Below are 16,929 nucleotides of genomic sequence, written 5' to 3' on the forward strand. Positions count from 1 at the left end.
AGCGGCAGCAAGGAGAGGGAGGGGTGACGGGTTGTCGGGAGAGTGAGAGGCCGAACCGTTGGGGTGGACTTACCCCCATCGGGTGATCGGAACCGGTTGATGTGCATCACTTTAAAGATCTAGATAGAGTCTGGAATCAGTAGGGCGCACCGCTGCCAGCAGAAAACGCCTGCGAATTCGAATTCGACGTCCACCGAAAGCCAGCACAGATAGAGGCTGCCAAATTCACCTTCGCTGGACCGACCTTAACCACAGAACGGGACCTCAGAAATGGGAAACTCGAAATTCGGCGTGCGGAGGTACCGGAGCCGAACGGCCCCCCGGGCCGGGCGGCGGAACCCCCGCAGGCGCTGGCCATGCCCTTGCTGCTGCTTGTCCGTCACGGCCGGTACCACAAGACTCAGAGCCGCTGGTGCCGCCTACGGTCTGCGCGGGCCCACGGGCCCGCACGCGAAGCCGCCTCAGCCACGGCGGGCCCGGCCGGCGCCTGCGGGGAGACCTCAACCACTTGATACATACCGAGACCAAGAACCCGCAGGTCAGCGCGGTGCAGATTGCGCGATGTGCACCGGCTGATGGGACATATCGCGATTGATCTGTCCCGCCTGAGGGGGCACATCGACCATTCAATGTCAACTAGAGGCGACACGATCCGAGCGCCCGTGTCAAGCAGAGACGACATCTGGGGGCGGATGTGTCGGATGGGCCGACCGCCGGACGGGCAGGGGGGAGATCTGTCCCCCCTGAGGGGACACAACTTGCGCGGCATGTCGTGTCGGAGCGACATCGGTTTCAAGCAGAGCTGACATACTGCTGCGCGTCCGGAGATCAACAACGTGGGAGCAGCTTCGTGCCGACTGAGCCGCAGCGCCGCCGTCCGAGCGCCAAGGAGGCGCCGCAGCCGAAGCTGCCGCTGGACGATCCCGCCGACGCCTGGGACCGGCCGCTACGGCCCGTCAAGGACCTGGACGACGTCGCACGGCAGTACCCGGGCCGGAAGCTCTCGCTGGGCGAGCAGCGCAAGCCCATGGAGTTTTACGGGACGCCGGAGCAGCCGAACGCGTTCTCCATGGACAGCCTGGAGTTTTTCCTGGTCATCGCGCAGTTCTTCCGTGAGGCGTTGCCACTGCGGCTGATCCTGCTGATGATCGCCTGCCAGAAGGCCGGCGGGCGGATCCCCCTGACGCAGGACGAGATGGCGACCGTCTTGGACGTGGCGCGTACCAAGGTGAACGAGGCCCTGGGCGAGATCATGTCGCACGGCATCGTCTTCCGGGTGAAGCGCGGGGTCTACCAGTTCAACCCGCCCTACAGCTACCGCGTAGCCGAGTTCATCCCGGGCACCGAGACGATGGAGCCCGAGTACATCAAGGTCGACCAGCACGTCACCCTCAAGCAGATCCGCGCGGACCAGAGCCTGCCTGAGTTGGTGCGCTTCCCTTCACTGGAGAAGATGAGGCAGGAGATCGAGCGGCTGCGTAAGGAACGGGCAGACGAGCGAGCTCGCCGGCGCCAGGAGCGGGCGCAGCTGAAGAAGAAGGGGGCCGAACAGTGAGCGGTCTGCATTTCGCCGCGGTCAACGCGGAAGGCATCGTCGCCGATCTCGACCTGCTGCCCGCGGCCTACCGCGTGTTGCTGAAGCTGCGCGCCCACAGCGAGCCCGGCGGGCGCATCGAGATCGATCAGGGCACTATCGCCCAGATGCTCAACCTGAGCCGGACAGCCGTCAACGCGGCCCTGCGCGACCTGGACCTGGCGCAGCTGGTGAAGAAGCAGCGCGCCGGCGTCTACCAGCTCAACCCCATGCTCGCGGCCTACGCCTCCCCCGAGGACGCCATCGCGGCCGTCAAGGCGATGCCGAAGAACGAGCGCCTCAACTCCACCGACTTCGTCGACCGCTACCGCAGGGCCGTCACCGCCTACCAGGACCAGCTCGCCGAAAAGCGCCGCCGTCGAGAAGACGCCAAACGCCGCCAGAACCTCAAAGCCGTCTCCTGACACACCCGGCCAGGCCGGTACTACGGCGCTGCACCTGACGGTGCGGCGCCGTTCGTGTGTCTGGTGTCGGCGCCGACACCAAAGATCCCTGCCAGCGTGGACAAAGGTTCCCTCGCGCAGGGACAACCCGCGCGCTGTGCCTCGTGTGCGGTGTCGTGTGTCAGATCCGTACGCTCCCGCGGGCGGGAAGCGTGCAGGTCAGCCGGGGGCGTAAAGAATCATGAGCGGCCCCCTTCCCTAGGTGTATGAAGTTCCATACAGTGTATTGAAGTTCATACACCTAGGAGGTTCTGCCGTGTTAGTCACCCTGGTCACCGCCGCCCTCGCCATCGTCGGCACGCTGCTCGGCTCGATCGTCTCCGGGCGGTTCCAGGAACGGGCCGCCGAACGCAGCGTCCGCATCAGCCACGGCGAGACGATCCGGCGGGACCGCCTGGAGGCCGTCACCGCGCTGGCCTGCGCCGCCAGCGACCACCGCCGGACGATGTGGATGCGCGGCGACGCGATCCTCAAGGGCGCCGACGCCGAGCGGATCCAGGCCCTGCGCAGCGAGAGCCACCAGACCCGCTCCCAGGTCACCCGCCCGCTGGTCGCGATGCGCGTCCTGATCACGGACGCGACCGTGCGGGCCGCCGCCGACCACATGATCACGCTCACCTACGCGATCCGGGACAGCTTCGGCAGCAACGAGGAACTCACCGTCGCGCGGGAGGCCGCGATGGTCGCCCACGACCAGTTCGTGGACACCGCCGCCCGCTACCTCGCCCAGCACGCCTGACCGCTCCACCGCTGTGCTCGCCGGGCGGCCGGCCCCGGAATGTCATCGCTCTCCGGCCAGTACGCCCCACCACCAATACCTCCCCACCGCGCATGATTCGGAGTTCTCATGGAGCAGCAGTCGAAGGCCCTCGCCCGGATCACCAGCGTGGAGACGGCGGCCGAACGGACCGCCGGCACCACCGGCGGCGAGGACCTGGCCGTGCTCGCCCCGGCCGCGGCCGCCGCGCTCAACCTGCTCGCCGACGCCGTCCGGCGCGGCGGCGCCGACCAGGACGACATCGTCCAGGCCCTCAAGGCCGCCGGTGTCCACGAAGCGTTCGCCGGCGTCTTCGACGCCGCCTCCGAGCGCGTCATGGACGCGGCCGACGACCCGTACGACTTCGGCGTGCGGCTGCACGCCGACAACCTCGCCGGGGCCGCAGGCGACGTCCGGCGCGCCTTCGAGTGGCTGTAGAGATCCCGCCCGCACCCGTCACCGCCCCTGAGAGGACCCCAGATGCCCGCCGTGGCCATCACGTCGTTCGGCTACCTGCACGGCTCGCAGCCGGACGCCCGCGCCTGCTACGACCTGCGCCACCAGTTCCGCGACCCGCACCTGCGCCCGGAGCTGCGCTACCTCACCGCCCGTGACGCCCCCGTGCGTGAGGCGGTGATGGCCACCGACGGCGTGCTGGCGCTGGTGCGCGCCATCGCCGCCACCGTGGACGCCTACCTCGCCGGGCCGCGCCAGGACGAGCCGCTGACCGTGGCGCTCGGGTGCACGGGCGGCCGTCATCGTTCTGCGACGGTGGCCGACGCGCTCGCCGCCATCCTGTCCGGCGACACCGAGACAGCCGCCGCGTATCGGGTCGCCGACCTGGCCGAGCGGTACAAGGAGCGCGGCCTGGCCGTCGACCTCCACCACCGCGACCTCGACAAGGACGTCGTCGAGCGCTGAGCACCCCCCGCCCCGCACCACCAGGAGGAGAAGCCCGGTGACCACCGAGCCCGAGCACACCGACCCCGCCCCCGTCCCTGACCTCACGATCCCGCTGTCCGCCGCCGACGCCCAGGTGCTGGGCGACGACGTCGGGCAGCTCGCCATGCGGCTCGGTGCCGTCCTGCACGGCCTCGCGCAGCTGCGCGCCGGCGGGGCGAGCACCGACGACCTCGCAAACACCATCCTGATGTCCAACGGCCTGATGAACCGACTCGAGGGCATCCGGGACGCCGCCGTGCGTCAGCACGCCGCGCAGGGCGGCTCGTACGGTGCGCTGGCGAGCGCCATGGGCGTCGCCCGGGCCACCGCGCAGTCCCGCCGCGACACCCTGCTCAAGAAGGACCCGAGCGAGATGGAGAAGTGGGCCACCGACGGCGACTGACCGCCGTGCAGCAGACCCCGGCGGCCGGTCGCTGCATGGTGCCGCTGCCGTGCAGCGCCAGCCCTGCTGCACGAGCAGCACCCGTGTGCCGCCCGGCCGCCGGCCGTGCAGCAGATGCAGCAGCGCCCCGGACCGCGACGGGTCCGGGGCGCTGCTGCATCTGCTGCTCAGCACCGTCGGCGGGATGAGCTGGGCGACCCCGGAGGGGCCGGATTATCAGCCGGAGCGCGTTCCGGAGGACACTGAAGGGGTTGTGCCCCATCGTTGCACGCGGACCCTGTCTAGGGCCGTACTCGGATCACCAAGGGGCGAAGGTACAGACCCCGAAGGGTGATCCAGATGCACACCGTGCTCGCGTACGTCGTCGACCAAGTCGAGGAACTGCCGAACGCCATGCTCGCCGCCGTGGTGGCGGCCTTCCTCATCGAGGGGATGAAGCGGCTGCTGCGGTGACCGCGCCGGCGTGGTGCTGCCTCCGCACCGACGTGTCGTGTGAGGGCAGCGACCTCCGGTCGCCCTGCTGCGAAATTCGGGGCAACTCGTTGTCGTCCATTTGGGGCTCGGAGTGCACGAGCATGGTGACGGGCTGGCCACAAGGGGCCAGCCCCCGCGCTCCAAGGGGGAGTACGTGAACGGGTACCAGTCGATGCCGGACTGCCTGGGCTGCTGTGAGGAGTCCGTTCGTCGGGCGGTGGTATTCCCTGCGGGCACCGAGTCGCCGACCGGCCTGTACGCCGAAGCGGACCGCTGGTGCTCTCGTTGTTGGGTGCACCGGGCCGAGTTCGAGCGGTTCCACCTGCTCTACAGCCAGCGGCTGACCCATTACGTGTTCCGGCGTCTGCGATACCTCCCGTACGACCGGCGGAGGGTGGCAGCCGAAGACGTGGTGGGTGAGACTGTCGAGCTGCTGTGGCGCGACCGGCGCAAGCACCGCGTTCCCGAACGGGTCATGTACGCCATTGCCTGCCGTCTGGCAGCCCGCAGGTCCCCTCTGGAGAAGGAACCCCTCGCCCTGGAGGAGCCGCCCGAGGAGACGACGGATCCCATGGAGGATGTCGAGGACCTGCTCACGCTGGAGGAGGAGTTCGCCAAGCTCCCGGAGAAGACCCGCCGGTACCTCTACGAGCACAAGGGCCTCGGCAAGACTGCCCAGGAAGTCGCCTCCGGCGCCGGAGTCTCGAAAGGCGCGGTGACGGTCAGCGTCTCGCGCGGACTCCGGGGCCTGCGGGAGGCCTTCGGGATCATCCGGATGGTCCTGGACCTTATCCGTCACATCCTGCCGGTCCTCATGGTCTTTTCGGAGTCCCCCAGGATCTGGGAGTGGTGGAGTTAGGGCCGTCGCATGGTGCGCGGCTACTGCCGCCCGTACCGTTCGGGGAAGTGCGCCTTGATCAGGCTTCGACGTACGCCACGATAGTGATCTGCCGAAGGGCGGTCACGTAGTAGATCACCCGGACCCCGTCGACGTCGTCCGCGTAGTCCCGCAGCAGGGTGTCGGGCACCGGGGTGCCCAGCTCGGGGTTGACGCTGATCGCGACGATCGCGCGGTCCAAGCGGTGTGTCTCGGCCGCCGTGAGCTTCTCCAGCTGGCTCAGCGCGGGCTCCACCAGGACGACTTGGGAGCGGCGCGGTGCGTGCTCAGGCGACACGGGGCTGCTCGCCGGCGAGGCGCTCCAGGTGGGCGTCGCGGGCTTCCTCCCACAGCACACCGGACTCCGCGGCCGGGTAGCCGTTCTCCGCGATGTCCTCCAGCACCGAGGCGAGGACGTCGACCCGGGCGCGCTGGTCGGCCGCGTACGCGCGCACCGACGCGGCGGCGTTCTCATCGAGGGGCTGGCGGTCGGGTACGGGCGCGGGGGCCGGCTGCTGGCTCATCCGGGACTCCTGGACGGGGTTGCTGGCGGGTGTCCTCACGGTAGCGCCGGGGCGGGGCGCTCCGGGACGGTATGGACGAAACACGGCGGTGGGCGGCGGCGCCCGGCGGGGAGCACCCTGGAGGCATGCGCACCAAGGACGTCCGGGTGGGTGAGACGTACCGCTGCGAGGTGCCCTTCGCGCTTCCGTGGCGGCGGTACCGGCCGGAGACGATGGGTGACTCCTGGTTGCCGCTGAGCTGGCTGCGCGGCTCGTACTTCCCGCTGACCGTGGTCGACGTGGACACCGCCGCCCGGACCGCGCAGAGCCTGGTGATGGGGGCGAGCGCTCGGGTCACGGTGGAGCTCACCGAGGACCAGGCGCAGGAGGCCGGTCTCCCGCCCGGGGGCCGCTACCAGGTCTCCGGGATACTGCTGGACGCCGAGGGCGAGCCGGTCGAACTCCCCCGGATCAACTCGCTCACCGTGCCGCTGCGCTGGCTGCACCCGGTGGACACGCCCGTCTCCCCCAGCCATCACGACGCCTCGATCCGGGGCATCCGCTGAGCCGATGACCCGTCTCAACGAACCTTGACGGCGTCGCAGCGAAGTTTGACCGGTCCCCGCTGGACTGCGCATCAGGTGAAACGCACGGTCAGTCTCTCGTCCGGCGCGTTCGACTCGTCTTCCTTGGCAGCTCGGACCAGTACGGATGCGATCGCCTCGAACGCTTCGTCACCCATGCGGCCACGACTGGCTTCGGCGTTCTCCCAAACGATCTCGACCGGGCGCTCGACATCCCTGCTCAGGCGGTCCCACAGAGCGTTCAGGTTGTGCCCGTAGTACGGACCGAAGTCCAAAGGCCCGGCAAGAAACCGGTGCAGGTCCGCCTGGCTTCCGATGTGTGTCCCGTCAATGGCGATGCGCATGGTCCTCCACCCCTTCGACCAGCCAGGCGACTCTACGAAACCCCCGACGCCCTTGCGCCGTCGCCGCCACGAACCCTGGCAGTCAAACTCCGCTGAGACAAACTGCCATCGATCAAACTTCACTGAGACTCGTCGAACTTCGGTGAGACGGGACAGCCGACCACCCGCGCAGAGCGTCACTCCAGAGGGGGCTGTCACGCTGCCGCGCCTGTCACGCGCAAACGGCCCTGGAGGGGGAGGGCAGGGGGTACTCCACCCCCAGAATGCGGTCATTCCGGACATTCGGTCGGCTGCTGTCACGCAGTCGGCGGCGGCCGTGACAGGGCACGTGACACTCCGATTGTGACGCTCGGTAAGCGTGACACCTATCGGAGCGGGCCCGCCCCCCCAGTCCCCAGGTCGCCCTCCGGGAAGACGCCCACCAGGCAGTAGGCGGCTTCAGTCCCCCAGATCCCCAGCTGCCTCACAGGGTGCTAGGAATCTGGGGGACCGCTCTCGGTGATCAGGCGGCCAGACGTGCGGGCCGGTGCACTGCCCGCAGGCGGCGCAGCCGGCGCACTCCATGCTCACTGCATGCCACCCTCGCCCGCTTCCGCCAGTTCGGCGGGCGCGAGGACGCGCTCCAGCCAGGCGGCGAGCGCGTCGGTGGCTTCCGGGTCGGCCTGGGCGAGGCGGCCGGCGAACTCCAGCTCGCCGTCGGCGGCCGGGGCGCCGGTGCGGGCGAGCGCGGTGAGCAGGGCGGCGTGGGCCCGTACCGCCGCGGGCAGCGAGCCGAGGGCGTCCACGCGCGCGGCCGGGTCGGCGTAGTGGCCCGAGCGGTCGGCGAGGGCCTGCGCCAGCCAGCCGTCGACCACCGGGTGGTAGTCGCCTCGGTGGAGCAGGAAGTCACGGGCGGCCTCGTCTCCCGGCCGGGTCTCCACGGTCCGGTCGAGTCGGCCGGCTCGCATGTGCGCGGCGAGTTCGTCGGCGCGCGCGGCGAGCTGCTGCTGCTCCTGGAGGCGCTGCTGCTCGGCTTGGGCGGCTCGCCGGTCGGCGGCGAGCTCGTCCTGGACGACGGCGTCGGTTGCCGGGTCGTAGACGCGGCCGGTGGCGACGAGCAGCTGCGTGATGCGCTCCCACTCAGCGACTTCGGCCGGGCCGCGTTCGTCGTCGGCCAGGTCCTCGCGGTCGCGGTCCATGTGCTGTTGCAGCCGGGCGTCCTCGAGCGCGGCCGCGGCCTCCGTGACGGTCATCCCGGCGGCACGGCGGCGCACTGCGCGGCGGCCGACCTTGGCCTGGTCGACGGGCTGGCGGGGCGCGGCCGCGCCGGGGGCCGGAACGCGGGGGCGGGAGCGGGGAGCGGGGGTGCTCACACGGGCCTCTCAATCGTTGCGGGAAAGAGGACGGGGTATCGGGTCGCCGCGTATCGGTCGCGGCGGTCACAGACAGGTCTACCGCAGTCGTGGAATTCCGTGCGGCTAAAACTCTATTTCGAGCCACTGCACGTCCCGGAATTCCACCTCCAGGCTCGCGCGACCGCCACCGCCTTGACGGAAAATAGGCGTCCGCGATGGCCTCCGCGACCACCTTGTGGAGGTCGGTGTCCGTCGCACCCTCCTCCCGTGCCGCCAGGATGAGGGCCGCGTGGGAGGGCGACACGGCGATGCTGAGGTCCCGTATCCGGGCGTCGTCCGAGGACCCGTTCGCGGTGAAGCCGAGGGAGGCACGAAACTTGATGACGAGCCCGCCCGAGGTGGTCGCACGCTGCCTCGCCTGTGCCCTGACCTGCGGTTGCCACTCCGACTCGGTCTCCTTCACCAGAGCGGCCTGGAGGCGCTTGTTCGGCTTGGTGGAGGCACCCGAGAGGTAGCGCTGCACCGTCTTGCGGGAGACGCCCAGGCGCTCCGCCAGGCTCTTGGTCGAGCCCTTCTCCCGCTTGCGTAGGAATTTCATCTGCGCTCGCGCGGATTTCGGCGCGGGCCTGGTGAACAGGGCCCGTTCCGCACGGGCGAGGCCCTCCATGATCTTGGCGCGCGTCCGGGCCGCCTGCTGTGCCTTGTCCTCATCAGTCATAAGAGCACTCCAGCGGAGCGAACCTGTGGACAGAGGCCGACGTCGTGTTTGGGGAGGGTGTCGGTGTCGTTGCACGTCAGGAAGATCGGTGGGGTTCCGGAGGAGACGGCCCGGGTGGCGCGGGCCGCGTTCCCGAAAGGCAGCCTGGCGATACGGATCCGTGACGAGCTGGGCGAGCTGTTCTCGGACGCGGACTTCGTCGGGCTGTATCCGAGCAGGGGGAAGCCAGCGTGGTCGCCGGCTCGGCTGGCGCTGGTGTCGGTCATGCAGTTCGCCGAGGGCCTGTCGGACCGACAGGCCGCGGACGCGGTTCGCGGGCGGCTGGACTGGAAGTACCTTCTGGGGCTGGAGCTGGCCGATCCAGGATTCGACCACTCGGTTCTCACCGAGTTCAGGGACCGACTGATCGCAGGAGACGCCGGGATCAAGCTCATGGACCGGGTCCTCGAGGCCGCCGCGAAGCACAGCTTGCTCAAGGCAGGTGGCCGTGCTCGTACGGACTCCACGATCGTGCTGTCCGCCGCGCGGCAGATCAACGGGCTGGTACGACTTGGTGAGACCCTGCGGGCCGCGCTGAACAGCGTGGCGGCCCGCGAGCCGGAGTGGCTGACTGGATGGGTTCCGCCTGAGTGGTTCGATCGGTACGCGATCCGATTCGAGGACACCCGGCTACCCAAGGGGAAGACCAAGAAGATGGAGCTGATCGAGCAGATCGGCGCCGACGGGCTCAAGCTGCTCACGGCCCTGCACGCACCGGGCGCCCCCGACTCCCTGAGGCAGCTTGACCGGGTCCAAAGCCTGCGCCAGATGTGGATCCAGCAGTACGTCGTCGACGACGGGCTGGTCCGTCGCCGGGACCTCAAGGACCGCCCGCCGGGCGCAGAGCGGCTGGTCACACCCTACGACACCGACGCGCGGGGCAGCGTGAAGCGCGGCATCTTCTGGGACGGCTACAAGGTCCACCTCACCGAGACCTGCGAGCCGGACAGCCCGAACCTGATCACACACGTAGCCACGACGGACGCCACTGTCCAGGATGTGCGGCTGGTCGCCCCGATCCACGCCCACCTCGCCGAGCGCGACCTCCTGCCCGACCGGCACCTGGTCGACGCGGGCTACGCCACAGCCAGGGAAGTGGTCACTGCCCGGCGAGATTACAAAGTCAATCTGGTGGGCCCAATCCTCGCCTCCACCAGCTGGCAGACCAAAGACGACGGTGGCTTCTCACAGGCCGACTTCACCATCGACTGGGAGAACCGGCAGGTGACCTGTCCCAACGGTGCGACCAGCAGCCGTTGGGCCGAAGACCGCTCCCAGGAGGGGACAGCCGTGGTCCGAGCGCGGTTCCCGACGGCTGCCTGCCGTCCGTGCAAGGCCCGAGAGCAGTGCACCCGCTCCAACACCAAGTGGGATATGGGTCGTCGGATCACCCTCCGCCCACGAGCGGAGTATGAGGCGATTCAGCAGGCACGAGCCCAGGAAGACACCCACGAATGGAAAGAGCAGTACGCGCACCGGGCCGGTGTCGAAGGCACGATCTCTCAGGGCGTCCGATGCTTCGGCCTGCGACGATGTCGCTATCACGGCCTGGTCAAAGCCCGGCTACAGCACCAGCTCACCGCGACAGCGATGAACTTTCACCGCCTCAACGCTTGGTGGACCGACATCCCGCGAGCCCGCACACGCGCATCTCACCTGGCAGCCCTCCGGCCCGCCGCGTAGAACTCGGCGGATGAGCCGAAGCCCGATAGCTGTCACTGCCGAAGACCATCCAGTCGCCTGGTCACTGTGTCGAGTGTCGGCCAAGGAGGACCCTCTCGCAGCAAGCGCAGGAATTCCTCTCCGAATCGCCTCCCATTCGGAAACTGGTCGCCAAGCTCCCAACGCCAGGCGGCGACCATCGCGATAACGAGCTGCCGGCACTCATCCAGCAGCCCTTGGTCAACGCTTGGGTAGTGCTCACAGACCGCCTCGGGAACATGGGCGAGATCGAACTCGACGGGTCCACGGCAGCACGTCTCAAGGTCGATGAACAACGGCCCGTTCTTCGTGCTGAGCACATTGCCTGGATGCGGCTCGCCGTGGAGCAACTGCTCCACGGCGCCGCGGTCGTCGATCGCTCGCCGCAAGCTTGCTAGCCTGCCGCTGAGGAACACGCGGTCCGCGTCGGCGAGCTCCGGCGAGCGATCCGGGTCGGCGACAACTTCTTCCGCCTCCGTGATCCGGTCCGTGAACCTCGGGCTCGGCACATCGACCTTGCGCATGCCGGCGTGCAGCCGCTCCAGCGCCTTGGCGTAGTCGACTGGTGAGGTGTGAGGTGTCACGGGCTCGTAGTAGGCCCACAGCGTCACTGCGAAGCCATCACGCGTGTACACACGCGGGTCCGCCCGAGGCTCCAAGGGACACACCGGGCATCCGACCTCGGCGAGCCGCTGCGCGAGCTCAACTTCGAACTGTGCAACCTCTTGTCCCACAGGGGCGACCCGGGCAAAGACGTCGCATGGCGTCAGCCGCAGTGCCAGCTTGTTCGAGTTGTGGAGAACGATTGCATCGTTGGCTGGCAGGTCGAGCGATGCAGCGACCGAAGTCGCAGCCGCGATCGCACACGTGACGCCGGTCATCTCCACCCTCGAATCTTGGCATAGATGACGTGACAGTTATCGTGCCTCGGCTCAGCGGACCGGATTCGCCAACAGTGTCGCTGCAATGCCGGGGACGAGGCGCTTGTACGGGAGCCTGCGCTACAGCTCGATCTCGATCTGCTCGATGTCGGTGAACTCCACGCCCAGGCCGTGGGCGCGGGTGTTGTTGGCGCGGAAGTACATCCGGGCGAGGCCCTCGGCGGCGATCTGCTGGAGCTGCCGTTCGGTGGCACCCTGCTCCCGGGCGGTGAACAGGCGGTCCGCGAACTCGGGCGGCAGAGCCTGGGTGATGTCACGGATCCGGGCATCGTCGGTCGTGCCCGGCGCCGCGGTGAACCCGAACCGGGCGCGCGTGGAGACGACCAGGCCGCCGGTGGAAGCCGCCTGCTTCTTGGCCTTGGCCCTCACCTGCGGCTGCCACCGCTTCTTGACCTCACGCTCTATGCGGTCACGCAGCTCGCGTCGGGGCCGCTTGAGCTTGCCCGACACGTACCGCTCCACGGTGCGCTGGGAGATCCCGAGCGCCTGAGCAGCGGCCTTGGTGCCCTTGAGCTGCTTGACCAGGTACTTCATCTGAGCCTGGGCGCTCTGCGGGATGCGGCGGGTGAACGCTCCTTCCAGCGCGCGGTCCAGGCTGTCTCCGATCGATTCCACCATCGGCGGTTACTCCCCTTCCCCGGCCGTCTGGTCGGTCTTGATGAGGTTGGCGATGTTGAACACGCCGCCGTGCTCCTCGAACTGCTGCTCCGCCCACAGAACGGTCTGGGTGCCCTGGTGCTTGACCATCCCGGGCGAGACGCCGAGCCGGAACGTTCCCGGCGCGGGCTTGCCGTCGGGCGTGTGCGGCAGGACGTCCAGCGGGGACGGGCCGGGCGAGGGGTAGACGATGGCGTCGGTGCCGATAGCGACCGGGTACAGGTCGGCGGCCGCAGCGGTCTTCATCAGCTTGCGGTGCAGGCTGATGCGCTGGTTCGCGAGCACGGCCGCCCGGATGTCGGGGCGCCACGTCTCCCGGTTCAGCGCCGGGTAGGGCTCGTAGTAGGGCACCTGGCCCCGGCTGCGCTGGCGCAGCTTGCCGATGGCGCCCTTCGCCGTCGCCTTGATCGCGGTCTCCAGCAGCGCCATCGTCGGGTCGACCTGCTTGCGCCGTGCCATCGCCTCGAGGAACTCCTGGCCGGCGAGGTCGGTGGTGACGCCCATGTCGGCCATCGTCTCCACGTAGGCGTCGCGCAGCCGCTTGTACCAGGGGTCCAGGTAGCGGCCGGTCTGGGTGCGCACGTACGCCTCGATCGGTGCGACGTCGAAGCCGAGCTCCACCGCGTAGGCGACGGTCGGGGTGGCGTACCAGGCCGGGCCCTCGGGCCTCTCGCCCTTCGGCGTGAACGGGCTCGGGAGCCGGTCTCCGTCGACGGTGCGGCCGCTCACCTGTACGCGGGACAGGTCGACGTGGGACAGGTCGACCAGCCACGAGCCGGGCAGCGCCGGATCGAACTGCGGGTTGCCGCTCAGGTGGGTGGGTCCGTTCAGCCCGACGGTGAGTCCGTTCGCGGCGGCGGCGAAGCTCATGTTGAGGTCGACCACGACCAGGTACGGGTTGGCGCACTCCTCATCGGTCAGCGGCCGGCACCAGTCGTAGGGCTCCTCCATCAGCATCTCGGCCGGGGTGCGCAGGTGGTGCCGGGCGAACTTGCCCTTAAGGATCGGGTGCTCGTCGGGGACCTCGCACTCCACCACGGGGTAGAGCTGGGTGAGCGCGTCGTCGTTGAAGGCCCGCTTGAACTCGCCGGTGTCCGGGTCCCTCTCCGCGCGGGTCGGCGGGCGCAGCGCGGTCATCAGCTCCAGGCCGGTCGTCGCGGTACTGCCGCGCGGCGTCATCACCCGGGCCGCGTACAGGCCGAGGTAGCGGGCGAGGTCGGCCGGTTGCATCGTCGGCAGCTGCGGGTCGTCCCTCTTGTCCCACTCGCGGGCGTCCAGCGCGTTCCAGGGCAGGATGCACATCTGGACGCAGCGCCGCTTGGATCCCTCCGGGTCCCGGTAGATCCGGGCCCACGGCCCGAATCCGCGCTGGGTGAGCTGGAGTCCGGCCCGCTCGATCTGCTTGACCACCTTGTGGCCGGCCGCCAGCCGTCCCGCGCGCTGCTCCTCCTGCGACAGGGCAGCGGGCAGGCCGTAACGCTCCAGCGCGGACACGGTGAGGACGAGGATCGGGTCGGCGTCGCGCCCGTTGCGGTGCAGCCGGGCCTGCCCGAGCTTCGCCTCGGTCAGCGTCCAATCGACGAGCGCCGGGATGCTCTTGGCGGGCACGTCCAGGACCAAGCCGCCCACGCAGTATGCCGACACCTGCCCGTCCTCGCAGTCGATCACCGCGAGCGGGCCGTTCTCGAAGCGCGGGTCGGCGGCCGCCGCCGTGGTCTTCTGTGGCGCCGCCTTCTTCGCACCCGGGCGCCGCGACGACGCAGCGGGCCGGGTGGTGCTGCTCGCCGCCGCCGCCTTCGGGCGGGACGGCGGGACAGTGACGGGCGCGGGAGCCGGGACCGGCTCCGGGGCCGGGCCGGTGAACGCCTCCGGGACCGCCGGTGCCGGGTGGCCAGCGGGCGTGTCAGCAGTCGGGGCGGGGAAGCGGGCGGCGAGGCCCTCCAGGAGGCGGGCGTATGCGGCGCGCTTCGGCGGCCGCGGCTCGGTCTTCCCGCTTTCCCAGTTCCCCACCGCCTCCCGGCGGGCGTCCAGCGCCTTCGCGATCTGCGCCTGACTTAGACCTGCCGCCTCCCGCAGACGCTTGCGCTCTGCGGGAGGCGGCAGGTCGTCCTGTGCGACTTGCTCCAGCAGCGCGTCGACGGCGCTGAACAGCTCGTTCTCAGTGGACACAGAGGTCACCTCCGATAGACATCATACCCCAATCACGCATTGGGTCACGCATTGGATCGCGCATCTAATCGCACGTGAATCGCGCATCGGAAGCCCCGATGCGGCGGCATGACGACGTCGCAGACCCGGGCCTGCCGCCAGGCTGAGCACGTCCGACCCGCAGGGTGATTGGGAGTTCCACCGTGTCCGTCGCGTTCCGCATCAGCGGCTGCCTGTGCCGCAAGAACATCCCGCTCGCCGGGGACGTCGTCGCGCGGCATCCTCGCCTGCGAGTGGTGCGTCATCGGCTACGGCTGGAACTGCTGCACCACGACCAAGGGCGGCTTCATCGACGGGCACGTCGCCGCGCCCGAGGGGGAAGTCGACGTCGACTCAAGGAGCCACCACCTGGAGCGCTGGTGACGCCCTATCCCCCGCTCCGGCCTGTTTCAGGGAGCAGGGCCGTACCTGCTCCGCACGAGTAGGACAACATCCGTCTGGCGATTCAAGCGAACAGTGCTGTCAGGGCCGCGGTCACGGTCGCGGCGAGAGTGAGAACCGCTGTGAAGGCGGCGGCGGCCCGGGTGAGTGCGGTGGGGTACGTGGCGCCCTCCATGCGGGCGAGTTTGCCCGCGCCGGCGGCGGCCAGCAGTGCGACGACGATCACGAGCGCGGTGGTCAGAAGGACGACGGCCACGAGGACTCCCGGTAAGTGGTGGGGCGTTGACGTGGTCGAAGGTCATGGAACCGGTGTTCGCCGGGGTTCGCCGGGACGAGAATGAACACCGGCGAACACATCGGGGCCTCGGGGAAGGTACATGGACGAGCAGAACGGCCACAGCCCGCAACTCACCAAACTGCGCGGGAGACTGGCTGACGGGCTGGCCCGGGCCCGGTTGAACCAGACCCAGCTGGCCCGGCGGGCGGGTCTGGGACGGACCACCGTCTCGGAGGCGCTCTCTCCTCAGAAGCCGGTGCCGTCCGCAGAGACGGTGGCGGCGCTGTCACGCGCACTGCAGCTGCCAGTGGCAGAAATGCTGGCGTTGCAGCGCACTGCGGTGCAGCAAGCGGGCACAAGTACGACAGAGGGGCCGGGCCGCCCCATTGGCGAGTGGGCGCCGCATGACCTGGAGGTTCACCGGGCTGGACCCGGCCCGACGGCAGCAGGCTCCGACATGTCTGCAGAGCGGGCTTGGCCCGCCTATGTGCGCCGCGAACATGACCGGGTGCTGGACAAAGCAGTCGACGACGCCATGGCCGGTCGCAGTCGGATCATGGTGTTGGTGGGCGCCTCCTCGACAGGCAAGACACGGGCGTGCTGGGAGGCCGTCCAACCCCTTGACGATCAGGGGTGGCGGTTGTGGCATCCCTTCGACCCGACTAGGGCGCAGGCCGCGTTGGAGCAGCTGCACCGCGTTGGGCCCCGGACGGTGGTGTGGCTGAACGAGGCCCAGCATTACCTCGGCGACCGGGCAGTAGGTGACCGTCTACTGGTCAGCCGGGAGCGCGGGCCCGTGCTGGTGCTGGGTACGCTCTGGCCCGAGTACGCCACCCAGTACACGGCTCTGCCCATACCGGCCGAGCCGGATCTGCACAGTCGAGTACGAGAGTTACTCGCCGGCCACCTCTTGGCAGTACCCGATGCCTTTGACGCCCCGGCCCTGGCCGCGGCCAGGGCTCTCGCCGAGGATGGCGACTGGCTGCTGGCCGACGCCCTCACCCGTGCACACGCCGACGGCCGGATCACTCAGGACCTGGCCGGTGCTCCCGAGCTCCTCAACCGCTACCAGCATGCCGGCCCAGCCGCCAAGGCAGTGCTGCAGGCCGCGATGGACGCGCGCCGCCTCGGCGTCGGCTTGCACCTCCCTCAGGCCTTCCTCACTGATGCCGCCACTGACTACCTCAGCCAGAGCGACTACGACCAGCTCACCGACGGTTGGGCAGAACAGGCATACGCCGAACTCGCCAAGCCTGTCCACGGCAAACAAGCTCCCTTACGACAGACCTCCCCCCGCCCCGTGCGACGCCCGCCCGCCCCTGCCTCCGCCGCCACCACGGGTGCAGAGGCAGGGAGAGGACCTCAGTTCCGGCTCGCCGACTACCTCGAGCAACACGGTCGCACCAGCCGCCGTCACCTGTGCCCACCTGCATCCTTCTGGCATGCCGCCCTCACCCATCTCGCTCACCCCGATGACCTGAACCGCGTCGCGGATGAAGCTGAGAAGCGCCTTCGACTGCAGTGGGCTCACCACTTGCGCCACAAAGCCGCCGCCCATGGAAGCCCTGTGGCCTTGGTTTCACTAGCGGTGTTGCGTGCGGAGGCTGGGGACCCGGACGGCGCCGAAGTCTTAGCCCGGCAGGCCGCTGGCCATGGCGACACCGATGCCTTGCGTCAGTTGGCGATGATGCGGGAGGAAGCCGGGGACTGGGATGGCGCCGAAGCCCTGCTTCGCCAAGCCGCCGGCCATGG

General features: G+C 69.3%; 19 protein-coding genes. 10 read left to right on the forward strand and 9 right to left on the reverse strand.

All coding sequences use genetic code 11. The features are described from left to right. Positions 1-850 precede the first annotated feature (850 nt). From IE273_RS42150 to IE273_RS42180, 7 genes are all read left to right on the forward strand, one after another. The gene (locus tag IE273_RS42150) at positions 851-1,555 is read left to right on the forward strand and encodes a hypothetical protein (RefSeq protein ID WP_189820403.1); all 705 of its coding nucleotides are present in this window, start codon (positions 851-853) and stop codon (positions 1,553-1,555) included. Next, positions 1,552-1,998, forward strand: a complete 447-nt coding sequence (locus tag IE273_RS42155; RefSeq protein ID WP_093780637.1) for a helix-turn-helix domain-containing protein — start codon at positions 1,552-1,554, stop codon at positions 1,996-1,998. The genes IE273_RS42150 and IE273_RS42155 overlap by 4 nt, the downstream gene beginning before the upstream one ends. 295 nt (positions 1,999-2,293) lie before the next feature. Beyond that, entirely contained in the window at positions 2,294-2,776 is a 483-nt protein-coding gene (gene kilB, locus IE273_RS42160) for a plasmid transfer protein KilB (RefSeq protein WP_189820404.1), read from the forward strand. A gap of 108 nt (positions 2,777-2,884) precedes the next feature. Continuing rightward, on the forward strand, positions 2,885-3,232 hold the full coding sequence (locus tag IE273_RS42165; protein ID WP_189820405.1) for a hypothetical protein: 348 nt from the start codon (positions 2,885-2,887) through the stop codon (positions 3,230-3,232). Between the two features lie 42 nt (positions 3,233-3,274). Continuing rightward, complete coding sequence (locus IE273_RS42170; protein WP_189820406.1) at positions 3,275-3,715, forward strand: RapZ C-terminal domain-containing protein; 441 nt, start codon at positions 3,275-3,277, stop codon at positions 3,713-3,715. A 37-nt stretch (positions 3,716-3,752) separates the two neighbouring features. Continuing rightward, complete coding sequence (locus IE273_RS42175; protein WP_189820407.1) at positions 3,753-4,139, forward strand: hypothetical protein; 387 nt, start codon at positions 3,753-3,755, stop codon at positions 4,137-4,139. Positions 4,140-4,767: 628 nt separating this feature from the next. Beyond that, on the forward strand, positions 4,768-5,472 hold the full coding sequence (locus IE273_RS42180) for an RNA polymerase sigma factor (RefSeq protein WP_189820408.1): 705 nt from the start codon (positions 4,768-4,770) through the stop codon (positions 5,470-5,472). 58 nt (positions 5,473-5,530) lie between these two features. Here IE273_RS42180 and IE273_RS42185 read toward each other — a convergent pair whose 3' ends face one another. Both IE273_RS42185 and IE273_RS42190 read right to left on the reverse strand, forming a co-directional pair. After that, positions 5,531-5,788: a hypothetical protein gene (locus IE273_RS42185; protein ID WP_189820409.1), complete on the reverse strand. Its 258-nt coding sequence runs from the start codon at positions 5,786-5,788 to the stop codon at positions 5,531-5,533. Further along, entirely contained in the window at positions 5,778-6,014 is a 237-nt protein-coding gene (locus IE273_RS42190; protein ID WP_189820410.1) for a hypothetical protein, read from the reverse strand. Before IE273_RS42190 ends, IE273_RS42185 begins: the two co-directional genes overlap by 11 nt. 125 nt (positions 6,015-6,139) lie before the next feature. On the opposite strand from IE273_RS42190, the gene IE273_RS42195 reads away from it, so the two are divergent. Beyond that, complete coding sequence (locus tag IE273_RS42195; RefSeq protein ID WP_189820411.1) at positions 6,140-6,559, forward strand: hypothetical protein; 420 nt, start codon at positions 6,140-6,142, stop codon at positions 6,557-6,559. Between the two features lie 71 nt (positions 6,560-6,630). Here the strand turns inward: IE273_RS42195 and IE273_RS42200 are convergent, their stop codons facing one another. The 3 genes from IE273_RS42200 to tpg (IE273_RS45510) form a co-directional block, all read right to left on the reverse strand. Continuing rightward, complete coding sequence (locus IE273_RS42200) at positions 6,631-6,921, reverse strand: barstar family protein (protein WP_103818033.1); 291 nt, start codon at positions 6,919-6,921, stop codon at positions 6,631-6,633. A gap of 566 nt (positions 6,922-7,487) precedes the next feature. Then, complete coding sequence (locus IE273_RS42205) at positions 7,488-8,153, reverse strand: hypothetical protein (protein ID WP_229888120.1); 666 nt, start codon at positions 8,151-8,153, stop codon at positions 7,488-7,490. After that, positions 8,041-8,973, reverse strand: a complete 933-nt coding sequence (gene tpg / locus IE273_RS45510; protein WP_308437089.1) for a telomere-protecting terminal protein Tpg — start codon at positions 8,971-8,973, stop codon at positions 8,041-8,043. Before tpg (IE273_RS45510) ends, IE273_RS42205 begins: the two co-directional genes overlap by 113 nt. A 63-nt stretch (positions 8,974-9,036) precedes the next feature. On the opposite strand from tpg (IE273_RS45510), the gene IE273_RS42215 reads away from it, so the two are divergent. Beyond that, positions 9,037-10,695, forward strand: a complete 1,659-nt coding sequence (locus IE273_RS42215) for an IS1182 family transposase (protein ID WP_189820413.1) — start codon at positions 9,037-9,039, stop codon at positions 10,693-10,695. Between the two features lie 32 nt (positions 10,696-10,727). On the opposite strand, the gene IE273_RS42220 is transcribed toward IE273_RS42215, so the two are convergent. The 4 genes from IE273_RS42220 to IE273_RS42235 all read right to left on the reverse strand — a co-directional run bounded on the left by IE273_RS42220 (position 10,728) and on the right by IE273_RS42235 (position 15,156). Then, positions 10,728-11,594: a phosphotransferase gene (locus IE273_RS42220; RefSeq protein ID WP_189820418.1), complete on the reverse strand. Its 867-nt coding sequence runs from the start codon at positions 11,592-11,594 to the stop codon at positions 10,728-10,730. Between the two features lie 120 nt (positions 11,595-11,714). Further along, positions 11,715-12,272: a telomere-protecting terminal protein Tpg gene (tpg, locus tag IE273_RS42225; RefSeq protein WP_189820414.1), complete on the reverse strand. Its 558-nt coding sequence runs from the start codon at positions 12,270-12,272 to the stop codon at positions 11,715-11,717. Between the two features lie 6 nt (positions 12,273-12,278). Beyond that, on the reverse strand, positions 12,279-14,480 hold the full coding sequence (gene tap, locus IE273_RS42230) for a telomere-associated protein Tap (protein ID WP_189820415.1): 2,202 nt from the start codon (positions 14,478-14,480) through the stop codon (positions 12,279-12,281). A gap of 484 nt (positions 14,481-14,964) precedes the next feature. Further along, complete coding sequence (locus IE273_RS42235) at positions 14,965-15,156, reverse strand: hypothetical protein (protein WP_189820416.1); 192 nt, start codon at positions 15,154-15,156, stop codon at positions 14,965-14,967. A 121-nt stretch (positions 15,157-15,277) separates the two neighbouring features. Between IE273_RS42235 and IE273_RS42240 the strand changes: the two genes are divergently transcribed. Further along, on the forward strand, positions 15,278-16,929 hold a 1,652-nt coding region (locus tag IE273_RS42240), incomplete at its 3' end, for a helix-turn-helix domain-containing protein (protein ID WP_189820417.1).

Origin of the sequence: Streptomyces olivaceoviridis, assembly GCF_014650115.1 — a bacterium.
GTDB classification, from domain to species: domain Bacteria; phylum Actinomycetota; class Actinomycetes; order Streptomycetales; family Streptomycetaceae; genus Streptomyces; species Streptomyces olivaceoviridis.

Bases quoted from the DNA above. Each gene is read 5' to 3' on its own strand.
- tpg (WP_189820414.1), bottom strand. From the start codon at position 12,272: ATGGTGGAATCGATCGGAGACAGCCTGGACCGCGCGCTGGAAGGAGCG.
- IE273_RS42220 (WP_189820418.1), bottom strand. From the start codon at position 11,594: ATGACCGGCGTCACGTGTGCGATCGCGGCTGCGACTTCGGTCGCTGCA.
- IE273_RS42190 (WP_189820410.1), bottom strand. From the start codon at position 6,014: ATGAGCCAGCAGCCGGCCCCCGCGCCCGTACCCGACCGCCAGCCCCTC.
- IE273_RS42170 (WP_189820406.1), top strand. From the start codon at position 3,275: ATGCCCGCCGTGGCCATCACGTCGTTCGGCTACCTGCACGGCTCGCAG.
- IE273_RS42200 (WP_103818033.1), bottom strand. From the start codon at position 6,921: ATGCGCATCGCCATTGACGGGACACACATCGGAAGCCAGGCGGACCTG.
- IE273_RS42195 (WP_189820411.1), top strand. From the start codon at position 6,140: ATGCGCACCAAGGACGTCCGGGTGGGTGAGACGTACCGCTGCGAGGTG.
- tpg (WP_308437089.1), bottom strand. From the start codon at position 8,973: ATGACTGATGAGGACAAGGCACAGCAGGCGGCCCGGACGCGCGCCAAG.
- IE273_RS42165 (WP_189820405.1), top strand. From the start codon at position 2,885: ATGGAGCAGCAGTCGAAGGCCCTCGCCCGGATCACCAGCGTGGAGACG.
- IE273_RS42205 (WP_229888120.1), bottom strand. From the start codon at position 8,153: ATGACCGTCACGGAGGCCGCGGCCGCGCTCGAGGACGCCCGGCTGCAA.